This is a genomic window from Streptomyces cinnamoneus, assembly GCF_014650495.1.
Lineage (GTDB): Bacteria > Actinomycetota > Actinomycetes > Streptomycetales > Streptomycetaceae > Streptomyces > Streptomyces cinnamoneus.
In genome coordinates this window covers 16495-35670 of the sequence record NZ_BMVB01000008.1, presented here as the reverse complement: position 1 = coordinate 35670, position 19176 = coordinate 16495, and the positions used below count along the sequence as shown (strand labels likewise).

Annotated in this window: 16 protein-coding genes; 13 read left to right on the top strand and 3 right to left on the bottom strand. The window is 73.6% G+C overall.

The genetic code is table 11. From position 1 onward, the window contains the following. Positions 1–45: 45 nt before the first annotated feature. The 13 genes from IE182_RS13795 (at position 46) to IE182_RS13735 (ending at position 16277) form a co-directional block, all read left to right on the top strand. On the top strand, positions 46–1395 hold the full coding sequence (locus tag IE182_RS13795) for an ABC transporter substrate-binding protein (RefSeq protein ID WP_190110084.1): 1350 nt from the start codon (positions 46–48) through the stop codon (positions 1393–1395). 12 nt (positions 1396–1407) lie between these two features. Further along, entirely contained in the window at positions 1408–2361 is a 954-nt protein-coding gene (locus IE182_RS13790; protein WP_190110083.1) for a carbohydrate ABC transporter permease, read from the top strand. A gap of 6 nt (positions 2362–2367) precedes the next feature. Beyond that, a complete protein-coding gene (locus tag IE182_RS13785) occupies positions 2368–3198 on the top strand; it encodes a carbohydrate ABC transporter permease (protein WP_190110082.1) in 831 nt (276 codons plus the stop codon). Between the two features lie 19 nt (positions 3199–3217). After that, a complete protein-coding gene (locus IE182_RS13780; protein WP_190110081.1) occupies positions 3218–4471 on the top strand; it encodes a 6-phospho-beta-glucosidase in 1254 nt (417 codons plus the stop codon). Then, complete coding sequence (locus tag IE182_RS13775; protein ID WP_190110080.1) at positions 4462–5463, top strand: N-acetylglucosamine kinase; 1002 nt, start codon at positions 4462–4464, stop codon at positions 5461–5463. The genes IE182_RS13780 and IE182_RS13775 overlap by 10 nt, the downstream gene beginning before the upstream one ends. 191 nt (positions 5464–5654) lie before the next feature. Beyond that, complete coding sequence (locus IE182_RS13770) at positions 5655–7034, top strand: GlnX family signal transduction membrane protein (protein ID WP_190110079.1); 1380 nt, start codon at positions 5655–5657, stop codon at positions 7032–7034. Positions 7035–7048: 14 nt separating this feature from the next. Further along, complete coding sequence (locus tag IE182_RS13765) at positions 7049–8029, top strand: glutamate ABC transporter substrate-binding protein (RefSeq protein WP_190110078.1); 981 nt, start codon at positions 7049–7051, stop codon at positions 8027–8029. A gap of 120 nt (positions 8030–8149) precedes the next feature. After that, positions 8150–9466 carry a coiled-coil domain-containing protein gene (locus IE182_RS13760; RefSeq protein WP_190110077.1) on the top strand — a complete coding sequence of 439 codons (1317 nt, stop codon included), beginning with the start codon at positions 8150–8152 and terminating at the stop codon, positions 9464–9466. Beyond that, the gene (locus IE182_RS13755) at positions 9463–12108 is read left to right on the top strand and encodes a serine/threonine-protein kinase (protein ID WP_190110076.1); all 2646 of its coding nucleotides are present in this window, start codon (positions 9463–9465) and stop codon (positions 12106–12108) included. The genes IE182_RS13760 and IE182_RS13755 overlap by 4 nt, the downstream gene beginning before the upstream one ends. Positions 12109–12111: 3 nt before the next feature. Continuing rightward, a complete protein-coding gene (locus tag IE182_RS13750; protein WP_190110075.1) occupies positions 12112–13275 on the top strand; it encodes a protein phosphatase 2C domain-containing protein in 1164 nt (387 codons plus the stop codon). 117 nt (positions 13276–13392) lie between these two features. Continuing rightward, positions 13393–14754, top strand: a complete 1362-nt coding sequence (locus tag IE182_RS13745; RefSeq protein ID WP_190110074.1) for a vWA domain-containing protein — start codon at positions 13393–13395, stop codon at positions 14752–14754. Between the two features lie 22 nt (positions 14755–14776). Further along, positions 14777–15808, top strand: a complete 1032-nt coding sequence (locus tag IE182_RS13740) for an FHA domain-containing protein (RefSeq protein ID WP_190110073.1) — start codon at positions 14777–14779, stop codon at positions 15806–15808. A gap of 64 nt (positions 15809–15872) precedes the next feature. After that, positions 15873–16277: a globin gene (locus IE182_RS13735; protein ID WP_190110072.1), complete on the top strand. Its 405-nt coding sequence runs from the start codon at positions 15873–15875 to the stop codon at positions 16275–16277. Between the two features lie 25 nt (positions 16278–16302). Here the strand turns inward: IE182_RS13735 and IE182_RS13730 are convergent, their stop codons facing one another. From IE182_RS13730 to ettA, 3 genes are read right to left on the bottom strand one after another with little or no spacing between them, the layout of a single operon-like run. Beyond that, the gene (locus IE182_RS13730; RefSeq protein WP_190110071.1) at positions 16303–17001 is read right to left on the bottom strand and encodes a DUF8010 domain-containing protein; all 699 of its coding nucleotides are present in this window, start codon (positions 16999–17001) and stop codon (positions 16303–16305) included. Then, entirely contained in the window at positions 16998–17444 is a 447-nt protein-coding gene (locus IE182_RS13725; RefSeq protein WP_190110070.1) for an acyl-CoA thioesterase, read from the bottom strand. Before IE182_RS13725 ends, IE182_RS13730 begins: the two co-directional genes overlap by 4 nt. Positions 17445–17446: 2 nt before the next feature. Beyond that, a complete protein-coding gene (gene ettA / locus IE182_RS13720) occupies positions 17447–19111 on the bottom strand; it encodes an energy-dependent translational throttle protein EttA (RefSeq protein ID WP_190110069.1) in 1665 nt (554 codons plus the stop codon). Positions 19112–19176 lie beyond the last annotated feature (65 nt).

Sequence of the window (19176 nt, the reverse complement as noted above, 5' to 3'; positions counted from 1 at the left end):
GAGCGAAACCTCCCCGCCCTCCCCCGTCGGAAAGGACGTTCCGTCATGCCCCGAAGCGGACCCCACGGCTTACCGGCCCCGCTCCTGGCCCTGCTCGTGACGGCGGGCCTGCTGCTCACCGGCTGCGCGAACCCGGGTACCGGCAGCGACCGGGACGACCCGACCCGGCCGGTCACCCTCCGCTTCTGGCACGGCTGGTCGGAGAAGAACGAGGTCAAGGCCGTCGACGAGGCGATCGCCCGGTTCGAGAAGCGCTACCCCCACATCCGGGTGGAGGCGACGGGCAGCGTCACCGACGAGACCGTCAACCAGGCGCTGCGGGCCGGCGGCGGGAAGGCACCCGACGTCGTCTCCTCCTTCACCACCAACAACGTGGGGCAGTACTGCTCCTCGGGCATGTGGGTCGACCTCGACCCCTTCCTGCGCAGGTCCGGCCTCGACAAGAAGGCGATCTTCCCCGGGACGCTCCTGGACTACACGCGCTACCGGGGAACGCAGTGCGCCCTGCCCCTGCTCGCCGACGCCTACGGGATGTACTACAACCGGGACGCCTTCGAGGAGGCGGGCATCTCCCGGCCGCCGCGCACCATGTCCGAGTTCAAGGCCGCGGCCGTGAAGCTCACCCGGCGGACGGAGGACGGCTCGTACCGGCGGGTGGGGTTCATGCCCAACTTCCGCCTCTACGAGAACAGCCCGGACCGGCTCTTCGCCCAGTGGGCCCCGCGCTACTTCGACGAGGAGGGCAGGTCCCGCCTCTCCCGGGAGCCCGCGGCACGGCAGTTCTTCGGCGTGCAACGGGACCTGATCACCGCGCTCGGCGGCTACGGCCCGCTGGAGAGGTTCCGCACCACCTTCGGCGACGAGATGTCCTCGCAGAACGCCTTCCTGACCGGGAAGCTCGCCATGCACCTGGACGGTTCCTGGCGCAGCCTGATGCTGGCGGACGCCCGGCCGTCCTTCCGGTGGGCGACCGCGCCCATGCCCGTACCCGACGACCGGCCGGACACGTACGGGCGCGGCTACCTGACCGGCACCGTCGCGGGCATCGCGCACAGCAGCAAGCACCGGAACGCCGCCTGGGAGCTGGTGAAGTTCCTGACGACCGACACCGATCAGGTGGTCGCCTTCGCGAACGCCATCCACAACGTCCCCTCCACCAAGGCCGCCCTCGCCTCGCCGGCCCTCGACGCCGACCCCGCCTTCCGCACCTTCCTGTCCATCGCCCAGAACCGGCACAGCGTCTCCATGCCGCCCTCCGTCAACGGCGGGATGTACATCACCGCCCTGCAGGACTTCGCGTACGCCGTCGAGGCGGGCAGGGTCCGCGACCTGGACAAGGGGCTGCGCGCGCTCGACCGGCAGATAGACGCCGACACCCTCCAGTCCGCCAACTGACGGAGCCCGCCCATGGCCCCCCTCCCCGCCGCTCCCGAGCTGCGCCGAAGACACCTCCGCGAGCGGCTGCGCACGCTCGGCTTCCTCTCCCCCTGGCTGGTCGGCTTCACCGTCTTCTTCGGCTATCCGCTTCTCGCCACCGTCTACTTCTCCTTCATGCACTACAACCAGATCCAGGCCCCGACCTTCGTGGGCCTGCGCAACTGGACCTACGTGCTGCGCCAGATGCCGCTGTTCGGGCCGGCCCTGTGGAACACCCTGTGGCTCGTGGTGGTGACGGTGACGCTGCGGGTCGCCTTCGGGCTCGGCATCGGGCTGCTGGTCACCAAGGTGAAGACGGGCGCCGGCTTCTTCCGCACCGCCTTCTACCTGCCCTATCTCGCGCCGCCCGTGGCCGCGACCGTGGCCTTCGTCTTCCTCCTCAACCCGGGGACGGGGCCGGTCAACGAGATCCTCTCCGCGGTCGGGGTCCCCGCGCCGAACTGGTGGGGCGACCCCGCCTGGGCCAAGCCCTCGCTGGTCCTGCTGTCGCTGTGGGGCGTCGGCGACCTCATGGTGATCTTCATGGCGGCCCTGCTGGACGTGCCCAAGGAGCAGTACGAGGCCGCCGAGCTCGACGGCGCCGGCCGCCTGGCCACGTTCCGCTACGTCACCTGGCCGGCGATCACCCCGATCGTGATGTTCGCGGTGGTGACGGGAGTGGTGCAGACGATGCAGTACTACACCCAGGCCCTCGTCGCCGGGAAGCTCGCCTCCGGCGTGAGCATCGGCCCGGGCTCGGTCGTCCAGCCCGGCTACCCCGACCACTCCACCCTCACCGTGCCCCAGCTCGTCTACTCCCTGGGCTTCCAGAACTTCAACACCGGTGCGGCGTGCGCCCTCTCGCTCGTGCTCTTCGCCCTGGCCATGACCGTGACCTCGCTGCTGATGCGCCGGCGCGCCGGCCTCCTGACGGCGGAGGACTGAACGCCGATGACCCGCAAGCGCGCCCTGCACTGGATAGCCGTCCACACCACGGCCGTGGCCGCCGCCCTCTTCTTCACCCTGCCCTTCGTCTTCGTCCTCCTGACCTCCGTCATGAGCGACGAACAGGCGATGAGCGGTGAACTGTGGCCCCAAGAGTGGCACTGGTCCAATTACGCCGAGGTCTTCCGCACGCCCGGCTTCCTCGACTGGTGGCGCAACTCGCTGCTGTACGCCGGGCTGGGCACGCTCTTCACGGTGTGCTCGTCCCTCCCGGTCGCCTATGCGCTCGCGAAGTTCCGCTTCCGCGGGCGGCGCCCGGTGATGCTGCTCGTGGTCTCCACGATGATGCTGCCGCCCCAGGTCGTGATCGTCCCCATGTACCTCGTGTGGGCCCAGCAACTGCACCTGTCGGGGACGTTGTGGCCGCTGATCGTTCCGCTGGCGTTCGGCGACGCGTACTCCATCTTCCTGCTGCGGCAGTTCCTCCTCACCCTTCCCTCCTCCTGCCTGGAGGCGGCGCGCCTCGACGGCTGCGGGGAGCTGCGCACGCTGCTGCACATCGTCGTGCCGATGGCCCGGCCCGGCATCGCCGCGGTCGCACTGTTTCAGTTCTTCTTCTGCTGGAACGATTACTTCGGGCCCCAGATCTACGCGGCCCAGAACCCGGGCGCGTGGACCCTCTCGTACGGCCTGGAGTCGTTCAAGAGCGCCCACGGCGTCAACTGGAACCTGACCATGGCCGCCACCCTGCTCGTCATGGCACCCGTCGTCCTCGTTTTCTTCTTCGCCCAGAAAGCCTTCGTCGAAGGCGTCACCCTCACCGGAGTCAAGGGATGAGTGTTCCCATGAAGCGCGTATGAAGCTCGCCGTGGTCGGCGGAGGCTCGACCTACACCCCCGAACTCGTCGACGGCTTCGCCCGGCTGCGCGAGGTGCTGCCGGTGACGGAGCTGGTCCTGATCGACCCGGCCGCCGACCGGCTGGAGCTGGTCGGCGGCCTCGCCCGGCGGATCCTCGCCCGGCAGGGCCACCCGGGCCGCGTCACCTGGACCGCCGACCTCGACGCGGGCGTGGACGGCGCCGACGCGGTGCTGCTGCAGCTGCGCGTGGGCGGGCAGGCGGCCCGCGAGCAGGACGAGACGTGGCCGCTGGAGTGCGGCTGCGTGGGGCAGGAGACCACCGGCGCGGGCGGCCTCGCCAAGGCGCTGCGCACCGTGCCGGTGGTGCTCGACATCGCCGAGCGCGTGCGCCGCCGCAACCCCGAAGCCTGGATCGTCGACTTCACCAACCCGGTCGGCATCGTCACCCGCGCCCTGCTGACGGCCGGGCACCGGGCGGTGGGCCTGTGCAACGTGGCCATCGGCTTCCAGCGGAAGTTCGCGAAGCTCCTCGGGGTCGCGCCCCAGGAGGTCGAGCTGGAGCACGTGGGCCTGAACCACCTCACCTGGGAGCGGGCGGTGCGGGTAGGCGGGCAGGACGTGCTGCCCCGGCTGCTCGCCGAGCACGGTCAGGCGATCGCCGCGGACCTGCGCATGCCGCGCGCCCTGCTGGACCGGCTGGGCGTCGTGCCCTCGTACTACCTGCGCTACTTCTACGAGCACGACGCGGTCGTCGAGGAACTGCGCAACAAGCCCTCGCGCGCGGCCGAGGTGGCCGACATGGAACGGCGGCTGCTGGCCCTGTACGCCGACCCGGCCCTGGACGAGAAGCCGGAGCTGCTGGCCCGGCGCGGCGGCGCCTTCTACTCCGAGGCGGCCGTGGCGCTCACCTCCTCCCTGCTGGCGGACACGGGCGACGTGCAGGTGGTCAACACCCTCAACCACGGCACCCTGCCGTTCCTGCCGGACGACGCGGTCGTCGAAGTGCCGGCGACGGTCGGCGCCCACGGCGCCCGGCCACTGCCCGTACGCCCCCTGGAGCCGCTGTACTCCGGGCTGGTCGCGGGCGTGACGGCGTACGAGCACCTGGCCCTGGAGGCGGCCCTCAAGGGCGGCCGCGACCGCGTCTTCGCGGCGCTGCTGGCGCATCCGCTGATCGGGCAGAGCGCCTACGCGGACCGACTGACCGACGAGCTCCTCGCGCACAACCGGGAGCACCTCGCGTGGGCGTGAGCGGCGCGCTGCTCGCCATCGACGCGGGCAACAGCAAGACGGACGTGGCACTGGTGGGCGCCTGCGGCACGGTGCTCGGCACGGCGCGCGGCGGAGGCTTCCAGCCACCGCGCGTGGGGGCCGCGCGGGCGGTGCGGGAGCTGGCGGCCCTCGTCGCGCGGGCGGCGGAACGGGCGGGCATGACCGCTCCGCCGCGGGTGGACCACGTACAGGCGTGCCTGGCCAACGCCGACCTGCCGGTGGAGGAGGAGCAGCTGGCGCAGGAGATCTCCGGGCACGGGTGGGGCCGTACGGTCACCGTCGCCAACGACACCTTCGCGCTGCTGCGCGCGGGGCTGGCCGACGAGGGCGAGCCGGCGGGCGTCGCGGTGGTGTGCGGCGCGGGTATCAACTGCTCGGGCACGGCCCCCGGCGGGCGCACGGCCCGCTTCCCCGCCATCGGCCGGATCTCCGGCGACTGGGGCGGCGGCGGGGGCCTGGCGGAGGAGGCCCTGTGGTGGGCCGCGCGTGCCGCGGACGGCCGGGGCGAGGCCACGGCGCTGGCCCGGGCGCTGCCCGCCCACTTCAAGCTGGCCGGCATGCCGGAGCTCATCGAGGCCCTGCACCTGGGCCGGATCCCGGAGGGGCGCCGGCACGAACTGACGCCGGTGCTCTTCGCGGTGGCCGCGGACGGGGACCGGGTCGCCGGGGCGCTGGTGGCCCGGCAGGCCGACGAGGTCGTCGCGATGGTGACGACCGTCCTGACCCGGCTGGACCTGCTGGACGCGAAGGTTCCGGTGATCCTGGGCGGCGGCGTGCTCGCGGCCCGCCACCCGCTGCTGCACGAGCGGATCGTGAGCCTGCTGGCCGCCCGCGCCCCGCTGGCCGTGCCCCGGCTCGTCACGGCCCCACCGGTCCTGGGCGCCGCCCTGCTGGCCCTGGACCACGCGGCGGCCCCCGCGGCGGCCTATGCGCGGCTGCGCAGCCGTTACGCGGAGCCGGCCGGCCCCTGAGGCGGCGTCCGGCCCCACCCTCGTACGGGAACCGAACTGGCAGGGCACGCGTGAAATGAGGTGAAAGGACCGTACGCACGCGCCCGTGAAGATCCCGGTCCGCACAAGATCGGTGCACAACCGGTGTGTTTGTCAGTCCCTGCGGCCATACTGGCTGGCCGGGCACAGCCGGCGACCGAGGGGGAGGTCACGTGTCGTCATCACCGCAGCCGGATCCGGGCGCGGGGCACAGCGCGTGGCGCGAGGGGCTGGACCGTCTGAGATCCACGGCCACCACCGAGCCCGGCAGACTGCGCATCATCGGGGCCGCCCTGGCCGGGCTGCTCGTCCTCTTCGGCTCGGTCACCGCCTGGCAGGTCTCCGGCCGGGCCGCGGCCGCGGACGCCGTCATCGGCCACAGCCAGCCGCTGAGCGCCGACGCCGCGGACATCTACCGCTCCCTCGCCGACGCCGACACCGCCGCCGCCGGGGGCTTCCTGGCCGGCGGGCAGGAGCCGCGGGCGGTGCGCCAGCGGTACGAGAAGGACATCGCCCGCGCCTCCGAGCTGCTGGTCAAGGCCGCCGCCAACACCGACGCCGGCGACCCGGCCGGCCCCCGGATAGCCAAGCTCAACGAGCAACTCCCCCTCTACACCGGACTGGTGGAGTCCGCCCGTGCCAACAACCGGCAGGGCCTGCCGCTGGGCGGCGCCTACCTGCGCTACGCCAGCGACCGGATGCGCGAGGAGCTGCTGCCCGCGGCCCGCGCGCTGTACGAGACGGAGACCGGCCGGCTGGGCTCCGACTACGGCGACGCCAAGGACCTGCCCTGGGCGGCGTTCGCCACCGGAGTGCTGGCCCTGGGCGCCCTGGGCTGGGCGCAGCGCCGCACCTACCTGCGCACCAACCGCGTGCTCAACCACGGCCTGCTGGCCTCCACCGCCGCCGCGACGGTGCTGCTGCTGTGGCTGGCCGTCGGGCACGGCGTGGCCCGGGCGGGGCTGACCCAGTCCTACGAGCACGGCGCGAAGTCGCTGCAGGTGCTCAACGAGGCCCGGATCGCGGCGCTCCAGGCCCGGGGCGACGAGAGCCTGACCCTGGTGGCGCGCGGTGCGGTGCTCACCCCGCGCGGCGACGACGCCTACGAGAGCAGCTACCGGGCGGGCATGCAGAAGCTCATCGGCGGGGACGGCGTCCCGGTGGGCGGCGCGCCCGAGGAGGGCAGCCTGCTGGACCGGGCACAGGCGCTGGCCGACGGCGCGGCCGGCCGCGACCCGGTGGCCGGTGCGATCAGGGACGTACGGCAGTGGCAGCAGCGCCACCGCGACGCGCGCGCCTCCGACGACAGCGGGTACTACGAACGGGCGCTGCCGAAGGTGATCGGCGAGAAGGACAGTACGGGCGAGTCGTTCGACCGGGTGGACACCGGGCTGAGCCGGGCCCTGACGCACGAGCAGGGCGAGTTCCGGCGGGCGGCGGACGACGGGCGCGGCGCGCTCGCCGGGCTGGCCGTCGGCGCCGTCGTCCTGGCCGTGCTGGGCGCGGCGGGTGCGGTGCTCGGCATCGGGCGCAGGCTGGCGGAGTACCGGTGACGGGGGGAGGACGCATGCGCGCAGGGACGGGCCGGCGGCGCGGGCCGGCGGCGGCCGTCGGGTGTGCGGTGGCCGCGGTGGCCGCCACGGCGCTGCTGCCGTCGTCCGCGGCCGGACACCCGGAGCGGTCCGTGGACCCCGTGCGGCCCGGGCCGCACGGGGCGTCCGTGGCCGCCGCCCGGGCGCCGGCGGCCTGCACGGCGCCGGAGGCGAGCCTGCGGCCGTCGACGGCCGACGGCCCGGCGGTGCAGCGCATCAAGAACCGCGGCCGGCTCATCGCCGGCGTCGACCAGAACAGCTACCGCTGGGGCTACCGCGACCCGGCCACGGGCGAGCTGAGCGGCTTCGACATCGACCTGGTGCGGGCCGTCGCCAAGGCCGTCCTCGGCGACCCCGGCAAGGTCACCTTTCTGGCGATCCCCACGAACCAGCGCATACCCGCCCTGGAAAAGGGCAAGGTGGACATCATCGCGCGCACGATGACCATCAACTGTGACCGGATCAAGCAAGTCGCCTTCTCCACGGCCTACTTCGAGGCCGGGCAGCAGGTGCTGGCCCCCAAGGGTTCACCGGTCACGGCGTTCGACGACACCTTGAAGGGGAAGAAAGTCTGTACGGCCAAAGGATCCACGGGCGAGAGCGAGCTCAGACACGAGTCGCACGGCGCCTTCGTGCTCACCGTGCCCAACCAGCTCGACTGCCTCGTCCGGCTCCAGCTGGGACAGGTCGACGCGGTGATCACCGACAGCGCCCTGGCCGCCGGTCAGGCGGCCCAGGACCCGTCCGTGCGACTCGTCGGCAAACCGTTCACCACCGAGTCCTACGGCGTGGCGATGAACCTCAAGGACGCGGACCTGGTACGCCGGGTCAACGCAGTGCTGGAGGACTACCGGCAGGGCGGCGCCGCGAGCCCCTGGATGCTGGCCTACCGCAAGTGGCTGGAGCACGACCTCAAGGGGATCACCGCCCCGCCGGAGCCGAAGTACAAGGACTGAGGGGACACGGAGCAACGACAGCGCGACGGGGACCGACGGAGCGGCCGGCACGGCGACCGGCGAGGACTACCGTTCACAGCGTTCGTGCGCGGCGCGGGCCGCGGACAGGAGAGGGGATCGATGGCGGTCGCGGGGCCCACCGGGCCGGCCTTGAGCCGCGAGGAGGTGGACCGTGCGCTGGCGCGGCTCGGCGCGGAGCACGAGGCCGTCGAGTCCTCGCTCCTCGCCCTGCAGGACCACGCCGGGCGCCGTCTGCTGGAGGGGGCGGAGCTGACCGGCACCACCAGAGCGCGGTGGGCGGTCACCGAGCAGCTCATCACCCAGCTGTGGGTGTACTTCGACGCCTACACCGACGCGCTGGAGGCGGCCCGTGAGCTGCGCGGGCGCCGGCGCTGGCCCACCCACGGCGAGCTGTCCGAGCTGACCGACCTGCTGCGCGGCAGCGGCCTGACCCTGCCCGGCGGCCCGCCGACGGCCGGCCTGGCCGTCCTCGGCGGCCCGGCCCGGCTCAGCGAGCGGCTGAGCCTGACCGACCTCGTCGACCGGATGAACGGCTGGTACGCGCAGGCGCTGGACGTGGTGGTCGTCGCCGACTCCGTCTGGTCCGCGCTGCCCGCCCGCATCGACCTGCTCGCCGCCGAGCTGCAGCGCGTGCGGGCCCTGGCCCACTCGGTGGGCGTGCGTCCGGGCGAGCACCCGGCCGGCGACGACCTCGAACGGATCGACCGCGAACTGTCCGCGCTGCGGTGCGAAGTGATATCGGATCCGCTCGCGTTCTGGAGCGGCGCCTCCCCCAGCTCCGCGCCGGGCGGCGGCCGCCCGGACACCGGCCGCTACGACCGGGCCGCCCTCGCCCTGGAGGACGTGCGGCGGGAGGTCGAGGCCGTCCTGGACGTGCGCCAGGACGCCGAGCAGCGGCTGATGCGGGTGCGCGACGTGCTCTCGCGCGCCGACCGCACGCTGGGCGAGGCCCGGCAGGCCCGCGTCGAGGTCCTGTCGAAGATCGCCGCGTCCGAGGTGCCCGCCGTCTCCGGCCCGCCGACCGCGCTCTACGAGCAGCTGTCGGCCGCCTCCGAGCAGCGCAGACGGGCGCAGTGGCACCTGCTCTCCCCGCTCCTGGAGGGCCTGGAGCAGCGCGCCGAGGAGGAGTTACTGCGGGCCCGCGAGTCGCTGACGGCGGTGACCGCGCCGCTGGCCGTGCGGGCCGAGCTGCGCGGGCGGCTGGACGCGTACAAGGCGAAGGCGTCCCGGCTGGGGCTGGCGGAGGACCCCTTCGTCCTGGAGCGGTACGACGCGGCGCGGCGCATGCTGTGGAGCGCGCCCTGCGACCTGTTCGCCGCGGAGCAGGCCGTCCTGCGCTTCCAGCAGGCCGTGACCGCGGCCCCGCCGGTGCGGTCCACCGCCTTGGGGTCCGGCGACGACAGGGGGGAATCATGACCGGCACCAGCTGCCAGCGGCCGGGCTGCGCCGGCGCCTACGAGGACGTCGGCGGCGGCGAGCTGTACTGCGACACGTGCGGGCTGGCCCCGGTCGTCACGGCGGGCGGGCTGGTGGGCTCGCCGGCCACCGGCGTCACCCGGGCGGGCGGCGGGGGCGGCGCCCCGGAGGGCGCGGGCAGCGGCTCCTCGGGGTCCTCGTCCGGCTCCTCGGGGCGGTCCTCGCGCTCGTCGGGGTCCTCGGGCTCCCGCCGGTCGGTGTCCGGGCGGCTGTCCCGGTCGCCGACCGCGGGCTCCGGGGCCGACGGGGCGCCCTCGGTGTCGGTGCGCAGCGGGCCCTCGACGGCCGCCGCCTCCGGGCGCAACAAGCTGGGTGCGGGGCTGGTCAGCATGCCGGGCGTGCCCCGGCCGGAGCCCCGCTCGGCGGTCCTGGAGAACCCGGAGGTGCCCGAGCGCAAGCGGTTCTGCAGCAGGAGCGACTGCGGGGCGCCCGTGGGGCGTTCGCGCGCCGACCGGCCCGGCCGCACGGAGGGCTTCTGCACCAAGTGCGGCCACCCGTACTCGTTCGTGCCCAAGCTGCACCCGGGCGACGTGGTCCACGGGCAGTACGAGGTGGCGGGCTGTCTGGCGCACGGCGGGCTCGGCTGGATCTACCTGGCGATCGACCGGGCGGTCTCCGACCGCTGGGTGGTGCTCAAGGGCCTGCTCGACACGGGCGACGAGGACGCGCTGGCGGCCGCCGTCTCCGAGCGGCGCTTCCTCGCCGAGATCGAGCACTCCAACATCGTGCGCATCTACAACTTCGTCGAGCACCTCGACCAGCGCACCGGCAGCCTCGACGGCTACATCGTCATGGAGTACGTGGGCGGGAAGTCCCTCAAGGAGATCGCCAACGAGCGGCGCACCCCCGACGGCCGACGCGACCCGCTGCCGGTCGAGCAGGCGTGCGCGTACGGCATCGAGGCGCTGGAGGCGCTCGCCCACCTGCACAGCCGCAACCTGCTGTACTGCGACTTCAAGGTCGACAACGCCATTCAGCAGCAGGACCGGCTCAAGCTGATCGACATGGGTGCGGTGCGCCGCATGGACGACCACGACGGCCCCATCTACGGCACGGTCGGCTACCAGGCCCCCGAGGTCGCCGAGGTGGGCCCGTCCGTGGCCTCCGACCTCTACACGGTGGCGCGCACGCTCGCCGTGCTGACCTTCGACTTCCAGGGCTACACCAACGTCTTCGCGGACCGCCTGCCCGACCCCGAGAACATCGCCGTCTTCACCCGCTACGAGTCCTTCTACCGGCTGCTCGTGCGGGCCACCGACCCCGACCCGGCCCGCCGGTTCGGCTCCGCCGACGAGATGGCGGAGCAGCTGACCGGGGTGCTGCGGGAAGTGGTGGCGCTGCAGACGGGCGCGCCCCGGCCTGCGGTGTCCACGCTGTTCGGGCCCGAGCCGCGGGTGGTGGACACCCTGCTGTTCGAGGAGCCGGCCGGCGAGGTCTCCGCGCTGGGCGTGCGCGTGCCGCCGCGCCGGCCCCGCCTCCTGGGCAGCCGCGGCGGAGCACCGCTGACGGGCGCCACGCCGCCCGTGCCCCTGCCCGCCGGATCCGGGCCCGGCGCCCCCGCCCTCCCGGCGTCCCCTGTGGCCCCGGGACTTCCCGCGGCCCGGGCGTCCCGGGCGGTCCCACCGGCGCCCGCACCGGCCGTCGCCGGGCTCGCCCGGCTCGACGCCCGGGCCGCCGCCCTGGCCCTGCCGCTGCCCCGCGTCGACGCGGCCGACCCGAACGCCGGGTTCCTCGCGGGCCTGCTCGCCTCGCAGCCCGCCGAGTTGTACGCCGCCCTGCAGGCGGCGCCGACGGACTCGGCGGAGCTGCGGCTGCGCCGGGTGCGGGCCCAGCTGGAGCTCGGCGAGGACGGCCCGGCCGGGCAGGCGATCGGCGCGCTGGAGGCGGCGCGGCCCGACGACTGGCGCACCATCTGGCACCGCGGCGTCCACGCCCTGGCCGTCGGCGACCACGAGCGGGCCGCGCTGTCCTTCGACGCCGTCTACGACGCGTTCCCCGGCGAGCCCGCGCCCAAGCTGGCGCTCGGGGTGTGCGCGGAGGTGCTCGGACAGCTGGACAACGCCGCCGAGTACTACCGTCTGGTGTGGGCGACCGACCCGGGCTTCGTCAGCGCCGCGTTCGCGCTGGCCCGGGTGCGGCTGGCCACGGGGGACCGGGCGGGCGCGGTACGGGCCCTGGAGTCCGTGCCGGAGGCGTCCATCCACTACACCGCGGCCCGCGTGGCGGCGGTGCGGGCCCGGCTGCGGCAGCGCTCGGCGCGCGAGCCGCTGCTGACGGACCTGCGGGCCGCCGCCGGGCAGGTGGAGCGGCTCGCGGACTTCGGGCTGGACGCCGTGCGGCGCGAACGGCTGTCGACGGAGGTGCTCGGCACGGCGCTGGACTGGGTGCTCTCCGGCGGCCAGGGCGGCCCCGCCGCGCCCCCGCATCCGGGCGTGCTGCTCGGCAGCCCGCTGGACGAGCGGGGGCTGCGGTTCGGGCTGGAGCGCTCGTACCGGGTGCTCGCGCGGCTGGCCCAGCGCGGTGAGGAACGGATCGAACTGGTGGAGCGGGCCAACCGTTACCGCCCCAGGACATGGGTGTGATCGATGTCGCAACTGCCCCCACAGCTGACGGCGTGCCCCGTCTGTCACGAGCCGCTGGAGCCGGCCGACAACTTCTGCGGAGGCTGCGGAGCGGACCTCTCGGCGGTGCCGCCCGCGCCCGGCGGGTCGCGGGCCGACGACGGGTGGCGGCAGCCGGACACGCCCGTGGCGCGGGGGGCGGACGACTACCGCCTCGCCCCGCCGGCCACGGCCGTTCCGGCGCAGTCACCGCCCTGTCCGGGCGCGGGCAGGACGTGCGCGGCCTGCCGGTCGGGCATGATCGACAACGACGGGTACTGCGAGCACTGCGGACATGCACAGCCGCGCGAACGGGATCACATGGAGCACGAGTCGGCAGGCGTCGCGGCGGTCACCGACCGCGGCCTGCGCCACCACCGCAACGAGGACGCGTACGCCGTGTCCACCACCGACCTGCCCGGGGGCCCTCCGGCCGTCGTCGCGGTCGTCAGCGACGGCGTGTCGTCCGCGGCGCGCCCCGACGAGGCGTCAGCGGCCGCCGTCGCCGCCGCGCACGACGTCCTGACGGAGGCCCTGGCGCAGGGCGCGGCCCCCCGGGAGGCCACCCACCGGGCGATCGTGCGGGCCGCCGAGGCCGTCGTCGACCTGGTCACGCCGGGCCACGAGGCGCGCGAGCACGACCGCTACCGCCAGGAGAACGCCCCGGCCTGCACGATCGTCAGCGCCGTCGTCACCGGCGACCTGCTGACCGTCGGCTGGGTCGGCGACAGCCGCGCCTACTGGGTGCCCGACGACCGCGGCACCCAGCCCGCCCGGCTGACCGAGGACGACTCCTGGGCCGCCCAGATGGTCGCCGCCGGGCTGATGTCGGAGGCCGAGGCGTACGCGGACGAGCGCGCCCACGCGATCACCGGCTGGCTCGGCGCCGACGCCTACGAGGTCGAGCCGCACACCGCCTCGTACCACCCGGACCGGCCGGGCGTGGTGATCGTCTGCACCGACGGCCTGTGGAACTACGCCGAATCGGCCGAGCAGATGGCGGCCGTGGTGCCGCCCGACGCCCGCGCGCGGCCGCTGGAGTGCGCACGCCGTCTGCTGTCGCACGCCCTGGACGGAGGGGGCCACGACAACGTAACAGTGGCCGTACTGCCGTTCCCCGCGCGGCCGGAGGGGGCAGGATCGGCCTGACGGCCCGAGCACGTCCAACGGGGGGAACGTACGCGGCGCCATTCCGTCCGGCGTCGCGCGCCTGTCCGCCCCACCGCACGCCCATGTGACCACGTGGAGTACGAAGGAGCGGATCAGATGGCCAACTTCGCCAAGGCGAGCGTGCCGCAGTTCGCGGTGGAGGTGTACCAGAACGTCCACCTGCCCGAGGGCGGCCGCGAGGTCAACGCGGTGGTCACCGTCACCGCCACCGGCGGCGCCGGGGAGCCGGCGCCGTCCGTGCAGCCCTCCCGCTCCCCCGGCTCCGTTGCACCGGGCGGCCGTTCCCCGGACGCGGCCGTGGTCATCATGGTCGACTGCTCCGGCTCCATGGACTACCCGCCCGCCAAGATGCGCAGCGCCCGGGAGGCCACGGCAGCCGCCATCGACGCGCTGCGCGAGGGCGTCGCCTTCGCCGTCGTCGCCGGCACCCACCAGGCGCGCGAGGTCTATCCGGGCGGCGGGCGGCTGGCGGTGGCCGACGCCGTGACCCGGGGGCAGGCCAAGGAGGCGCTGCGCAAGCTCAGCCCGGGCGGCGGCACGGCGATCGGCACCTGGCTGCGCCTGGCCGACCGGCTGCTGGCCTCCTCCGACGCCTCGATACGCCACGGCATCCTGCTCACCGACGGCCGCAACGAGCACGAGGAGGCGGACGCGCTGCGGGCGTCGCTGGACGTCTGTGCGGGCCGGTTCACCTGCGACGCGCGCGGGGTGGGCACGGACTACGAGGTCAAGGAGGTCATGCGGATAGCCTCCGCGCTGCTGGGGACCGCCGAGATCGTCGCCGATCCGGCCGGGCTGGCCGCGGACTTCACGCAGATGATGGAGACCGTGATGGGCAAGGAGGTGGGGGACGTCTGCCTGCGGCTGTGGACGCCGCTGGGCGCCGAGGTGCTGTTCGTCAAACAGTGCGCCCCCACCGTGGAGGAGCTGTCCGGCCAGCGGCAGGAGGCCGGGCCGCGGGCGGGCGACTACCCCACGGGCTCCTGGGGCGACGAGTCGCGCGACTACCACGTGTGCGTTCGGGTGCCGAGCGCCGCCGTGGGCCGGGAGATGCTGGCCGCCCGGGTCTCGCTGGTGCTGCCGGCACCGGACGGCTCGCCGGCGCAGGTGCTCGCGCAGGGGCTCGTCCGCGCGGTGTGGACGGACGACGTGGTGGCCTCGACCTCCATCAATCCGCAGGTCGCGCACTACACCGGCCAGGCCGAGCTGGCCCAGGCCATCCAGCAGGGCCTGGATCTGCGCAAGGCCGGCGACATCGACGGGGCCACCGCCAAGCTCGGCCGCGCCGTGCAGCTGGCCAGCCGTTCCGGCCACGAGGCCACCGCGAAACTGCTCGCCAAGGTGGTGGACGTCGTGGACGCGGCGAACGGTACTGTGCGGCTGAAGGCGAACGTCTCCAAAGAGGCGGAGATGACCCTGGAGACTCGCTCCACCAAGACCGTTCGCGTCAAGAAGTAACGCAGAGGGGGAATCGACCGACATGCCGACCTGCCCGAACGGCCACCAGTCGGAGGCCGACGACTGGTGCGAGGTGTGCGGCCACCGGATGGCCGGGGCCGCCGTGCCACCCGGGGCCGTCCCCCCGCCGCCCTCCGTACCGCCCACGGCCGGCACCGGAGGCTACGGCTACCCGGGCCCCGGCGGCGACGCCACGGTCCAGGCGGAGCTCTGCCCGCAGTGCCGCACCCCGCGCGAGGCGCAGGCGCCGTTCTGCGAGGAGTGCCGCTACAACTTCCTGACCCGGTCGGCGAACCCCTACGCACCGCCGCCCCCGCCGGCCCAGGGCCTGCAGTCCGCCCCGCCGCCCCCGCCGCAGCACACCCAGCCGCCGCAGAGCTTCGACTACCACGGCTCGCGCCCGTCCCGGATCAACCGCCCGGCCGAGCCGCTGGCCCCCCAGGGCCCACCGCAGACCTTCGGCGGCGAGGACGACTGGGTGCTCTCCCCGCCCGCCCCGGCCGCCCAGCCCGCCGCGCCGAACCCGTACGCCTACGAGCCCTACGAGGCGCCCGAGCCGTACGGGTCGTACGAGCACCAGGGTGCGCAGCCGGCCGCCGAGGGCGGGCCGCGGCCCGTGCCGCCGCAGCCCTCCTCGCCCGCGCCGGGCGCCGGCTGGACGGCGTACGTCGCGCCCGACCGCGAGTACTTCCTGTCGATGATGAACCGCAGCGGGCCGGAGGCCGCGGGCCTGAACCTGCCCGCCTACTCGCCGGAGCTGCAGTTCCCGCTGAACGGCCGGCAGGTCACCATCGGCCGCCGCCGGCACAGCACGGGCGAGTCGCCCGACATCGACCTCTCGCGTCCGCCGGAGGACCCGGGCGTCTCGCACCAGCACGCGATGCTGGTGCAGCAGCCGGACGGCGGCTGGGCGGTGGTCGACCAGGACTCGACCAACGGCACCACCGTCAACGGTTCCGAGGACCCGATCCAGCCCTACGTGCCGGTGGCCCTGCAGGACGGCGACCGGGTGCACGTCGGCGCCTGGACGACGATCACGGTCCGGCGGGGCTGACACCGGGCCGGGCGGGGGTCCTAAGCCGCCGGTCCTCGGCCGGGAGGTCTGAGACCATGGAAGCGTGATTGAGATTCCGCGCGGCACGCTTCAGGAACAGACCTTCTACGAGCAGGTCGGCGGCGAGAAGACCTTCCGGCGCCTGGTCCACCGCTTCTACGAAGGGGTGGCCGGCGACCCGCTGCTGCGGCCCATGTACCCGGAGGAGGACCTCGGCCCGGCCGAGGAGCGCCTGGTGCTGTTCCTGATGCAGTACTGGGGCGGCCCGCGCACGTACAGCGACAACCGCGGCCACCCCCGGCTGCGGATGCGGCACGCGCCCTTCACCGTGGACCGCGCCGCGCACGACGCCTGGCTGCGGCACATGCGGGACGCGGTGGAGGAGCTGGGGCTCGCCCCCGAGCTGGAGACGCAGCTGTGGAACTATCTGACCTACGCCGCCGCCTCGATGATCAACACCGAGGGCTGACGGCGGCGCCGGCACTGCGCGGGGCTCAGGCCGGGGTGACGGTGAGGTCCCGCAGGCCGCCGCCCGTGCTGACGGCGATCGAGCCGTAGGGCGTGCGCAGGCGCAGCCAGCCGCGGGCCGTGAAGAGGACCGGCGGCTCGGCGGCGCCGTTGTCCGGGCGGGGGCCCCGCAGGAAGCCCAGCGACTGGGCGGCGTGCACCGCGCGCAGCGGCAGCCCGGTGTCGCCGAGGGTGCGGGACCAGATCTCCCGGCCGATGCGGTCGCGCTCGGCGCGGGTGCGGCGCTGCTCGGGCAGCGCCTCGTCACGGGCGCGGAACTCCGCGACGGCCGCGGCGACCGCGCCGCGCACGGCCTCCGGGCCCGGGAAGCCCTCGACCCGCTGCCAGCCGCCGCGCGGCGGCAGGACGCCGGCCCACGGCGGGCCGGTGACGGTCTCGGGGACGCCGATCTCCACGCCGTTGCCCGGCACCGGCCGTCCGGCGTCCAGCTCGTCGGTGAGCCGGCCGGCGGAGACGGTGACGTCGAGCGGACCCGTCTTCTCGGCCAGACGGGCCGTGCGGACCGCGAGGACCTCGAAGGACGGCGGCCGGCCGAAGACGGCGAGGACCCCGCCGCCGGCCTGGAGCCGGACCGCGGCGGCCCGGTCGTAGTGGATCAGCCGGGCCAGGAAGGCGGCCAGGTCGGCCGCCTCCCCGGCGTCGGCGAAGCACAGCCGCTGCGTCATGCGGCGACGGCCTCCTCGGAGCCCGTGGGCTCGGCGGGCTCATCGGCAAACGTCTTCAGCAGTTCCTTCTCCTCGGCGGTGACCCGCCGGGGCCGCCCGGAGGCGAGGTCGAAGGGGACCACGACGGTGCTGGCCCGCACGTAGACCTGCTCCGCGTCCTTGACCTCGTAGGAGACGGTCATGGAGGCGGCGCCGACCTTGGTCACCCACGTCTCGACGGTCACCGGCTCGGCGCGGTGGACCAGCGGACGCAGGTAGTCGATCTCGTGCCGGGCCACGACGGAGCCGTCGACGAAGGAGCCTTCGCCGGCCTTGAGCCGCAGTTGGTGGATGAGGTCGATCCGCGCCTCTTCGAGGTAGCGCAGGAAGACCGCGTTGTTGACATGGCCGTAGGCGTCCATGTCGGACCAGCGCAGGGGGCAGGAGTACTGGTGGCGTGCCACGGTCAGCCCCGGGTGAGCTTCTTGTAGGTGGCGCGGTGCGGACGGGCCGCGTCCGGGCCGAGGCGCTCGATCTTGTTCTTCTCGTAGGACTCGAAGTTGCCCTCGAACCAGAACCACTTCGAGTTGCCCTCGTAGGCCAGGATGTGCGTGGCCACTCGGTCCAGGAACCAGCGGTCGTGGGAGACGACCACAGCGGCGCCCGGGAAGTCGAGCAGGGCGTTCTCCAGGGAGGAGAGGGTCTCGACGTCGAGGTCGTTGGTGGGCTCGTCGAGGAGGAGCAGGTTGCCGCCCTGCTTGAGGGTGAGCGCCAGGTTGAGGCGGTTGCGCTCACCGCCGGACAGGACGCCGGCCGGCTTCTGCTGGTCCGGGCCCTTGAAGCCGAACGCGGAGACGTAGGCGCGCGAGGGCATCTCGACCTGGCCGACGTTGATGTAGTCCAGCTCGTCGGAGACGACGGCCCACAGCGTCTTCTTGGGGTCGATGTTGGCGCGGCTCTGGTCGACGTAGGAGATCTTGACGGTCTCGCCCACCCGGATGGAGCCGGAGTCCGGCTTCTCCAGGCCCTGGATCATCTTGAACAGGGTCGTCTTGCCGGCGCCGTTCGGGCCGATGACGCCGACGATGCCGTTGCGCGGCAGGGTGAAGGACAGGTCGTCGATGAGGACCTTGTCGCCGAACGCCTTGGAGAGGTTGTTGACCTCGACGACGACGGAGCCCAGGCGCGGGCCCGGCGGGATCTGGATCTCCTCGAAGTCCAGCTTCCGCATCTTGTCGGCCTCGGCGGCCATCTCCTCGTAACGGGCGAGGCGGGCCTTGGACTTGGCCTGGCGGCCCTTGGCGTTGGAGCGGACCCACTCCAGCTCTTCCTTGAGCCGCTTCTGGCGCTTGGCGTCCTTCTGGCCCTCGACCTTCAGACGGGCGGCCTTGTTCTCCAGGTAGGTGGAGTAGTTGCCCTCGTAGGGGATCGCGCGGCCGCGGTCGAGCTCCAGGATCCACTCGGCGACGTTGTCGAGGAAGTACCGGTCGTGGGTGATCGCCACGACGGTGCCCGCGTACTTGGCCAGGTGCTGCTCCAGCCAGTTCACCGACTCGGCGTCGAGGTGGTTGGTGGGCTCGTCGAGGAGCAGCAGGTCGGGGGCCTCCAGCAGCAGCTTGCAGAGCGCGACGCGGCGCTTCTCGCCACCGGAGAGGTTGACGACGGGCCAGTCGGCGGGCGGGCAGCCCAGCGCGTCCATGGCCTGCTCCAGCTGGGCGTCGAGGTCCCAGGCGTTGGCGTGGTCGAGCACCTCCTGGAGCTTGCCCATCTCGTCGAGCAGCGCGTCGGAGTAGTCCGTCGCCATGAGCTCGGCGATCTCGTTGAAGCGGTTGAGCTTGCCCTTGATCTCCGCGACGCCGTCCTCGACGTTCTCCAGGACCGTCTTGGACTCGTCCAGCTTCGGCTCCTGCATGAGGATGCCGACGCTGTAGCCGGGCGAGAGGAACGCGTCACCGTTGGAGGGCTGCTCCAGGCCGGCCATGATCTTGAGGACGGTGGACTTACCGGCGCCGTTGGGGCCGACCACACCGATCTTCGCACCGGGCAGGAAGCTCAGCGTCACATCATCGAGGATGACCTTGTCGCCGTGCGCCTTGCGCGTCTTGCGCATGGTGTAGATGTACTCAGCCAAGAGAAACCGTCCGGCAATCGAGAAGGGCCAATGTGCGGCTCCGCCGCGTGAGGGCAGATACACCC

Excerpts from the sequence above, each read along its gene's own strand:
- IE182_RS13795 (WP_190110084.1), top strand. The coding sequence starts at position 46 with ATGCCCCGAAGCGGACCCCACGGCTTACCGGCCCCGCTCCTGGCCCTG.
- IE182_RS13790 (WP_190110083.1), top strand. The coding sequence starts at position 1,408 with ATGGCCCCCCTCCCCGCCGCTCCCGAGCTGCGCCGAAGACACCTCCGC.
- IE182_RS13785 (WP_190110082.1), top strand. The coding sequence starts at position 2,368 with ATGACCCGCAAGCGCGCCCTGCACTGGATAGCCGTCCACACCACGGCC.
- IE182_RS13780 (WP_190110081.1), top strand. The coding sequence starts at position 3,218 with ATGAAGCTCGCCGTGGTCGGCGGAGGCTCGACCTACACCCCCGAACTC.
- IE182_RS13765 (WP_190110078.1), top strand. The coding sequence starts at position 7,049 with ATGCGCGCAGGGACGGGCCGGCGGCGCGGGCCGGCGGCGGCCGTCGGG.
- IE182_RS13760 (WP_190110077.1), top strand. The coding sequence starts at position 8,150 with ATGGCGGTCGCGGGGCCCACCGGGCCGGCCTTGAGCCGCGAGGAGGTG.
- IE182_RS13755 (WP_190110076.1), top strand. The coding sequence starts at position 9,463 with ATGACCGGCACCAGCTGCCAGCGGCCGGGCTGCGCCGGCGCCTACGAG.
- IE182_RS13750 (WP_190110075.1), top strand. The coding sequence starts at position 12,112 with ATGTCGCAACTGCCCCCACAGCTGACGGCGTGCCCCGTCTGTCACGAG.
- IE182_RS13745 (WP_190110074.1), top strand. The coding sequence starts at position 13,393 with ATGGCCAACTTCGCCAAGGCGAGCGTGCCGCAGTTCGCGGTGGAGGTG.
- IE182_RS13740 (WP_190110073.1), top strand. The coding sequence starts at position 14,777 with ATGCCGACCTGCCCGAACGGCCACCAGTCGGAGGCCGACGACTGGTGC.
- IE182_RS13730 (WP_190110071.1), bottom strand. The coding sequence starts at position 17,001 with ATGACGCAGCGGCTGTGCTTCGCCGACGCCGGGGAGGCGGCCGACCTG.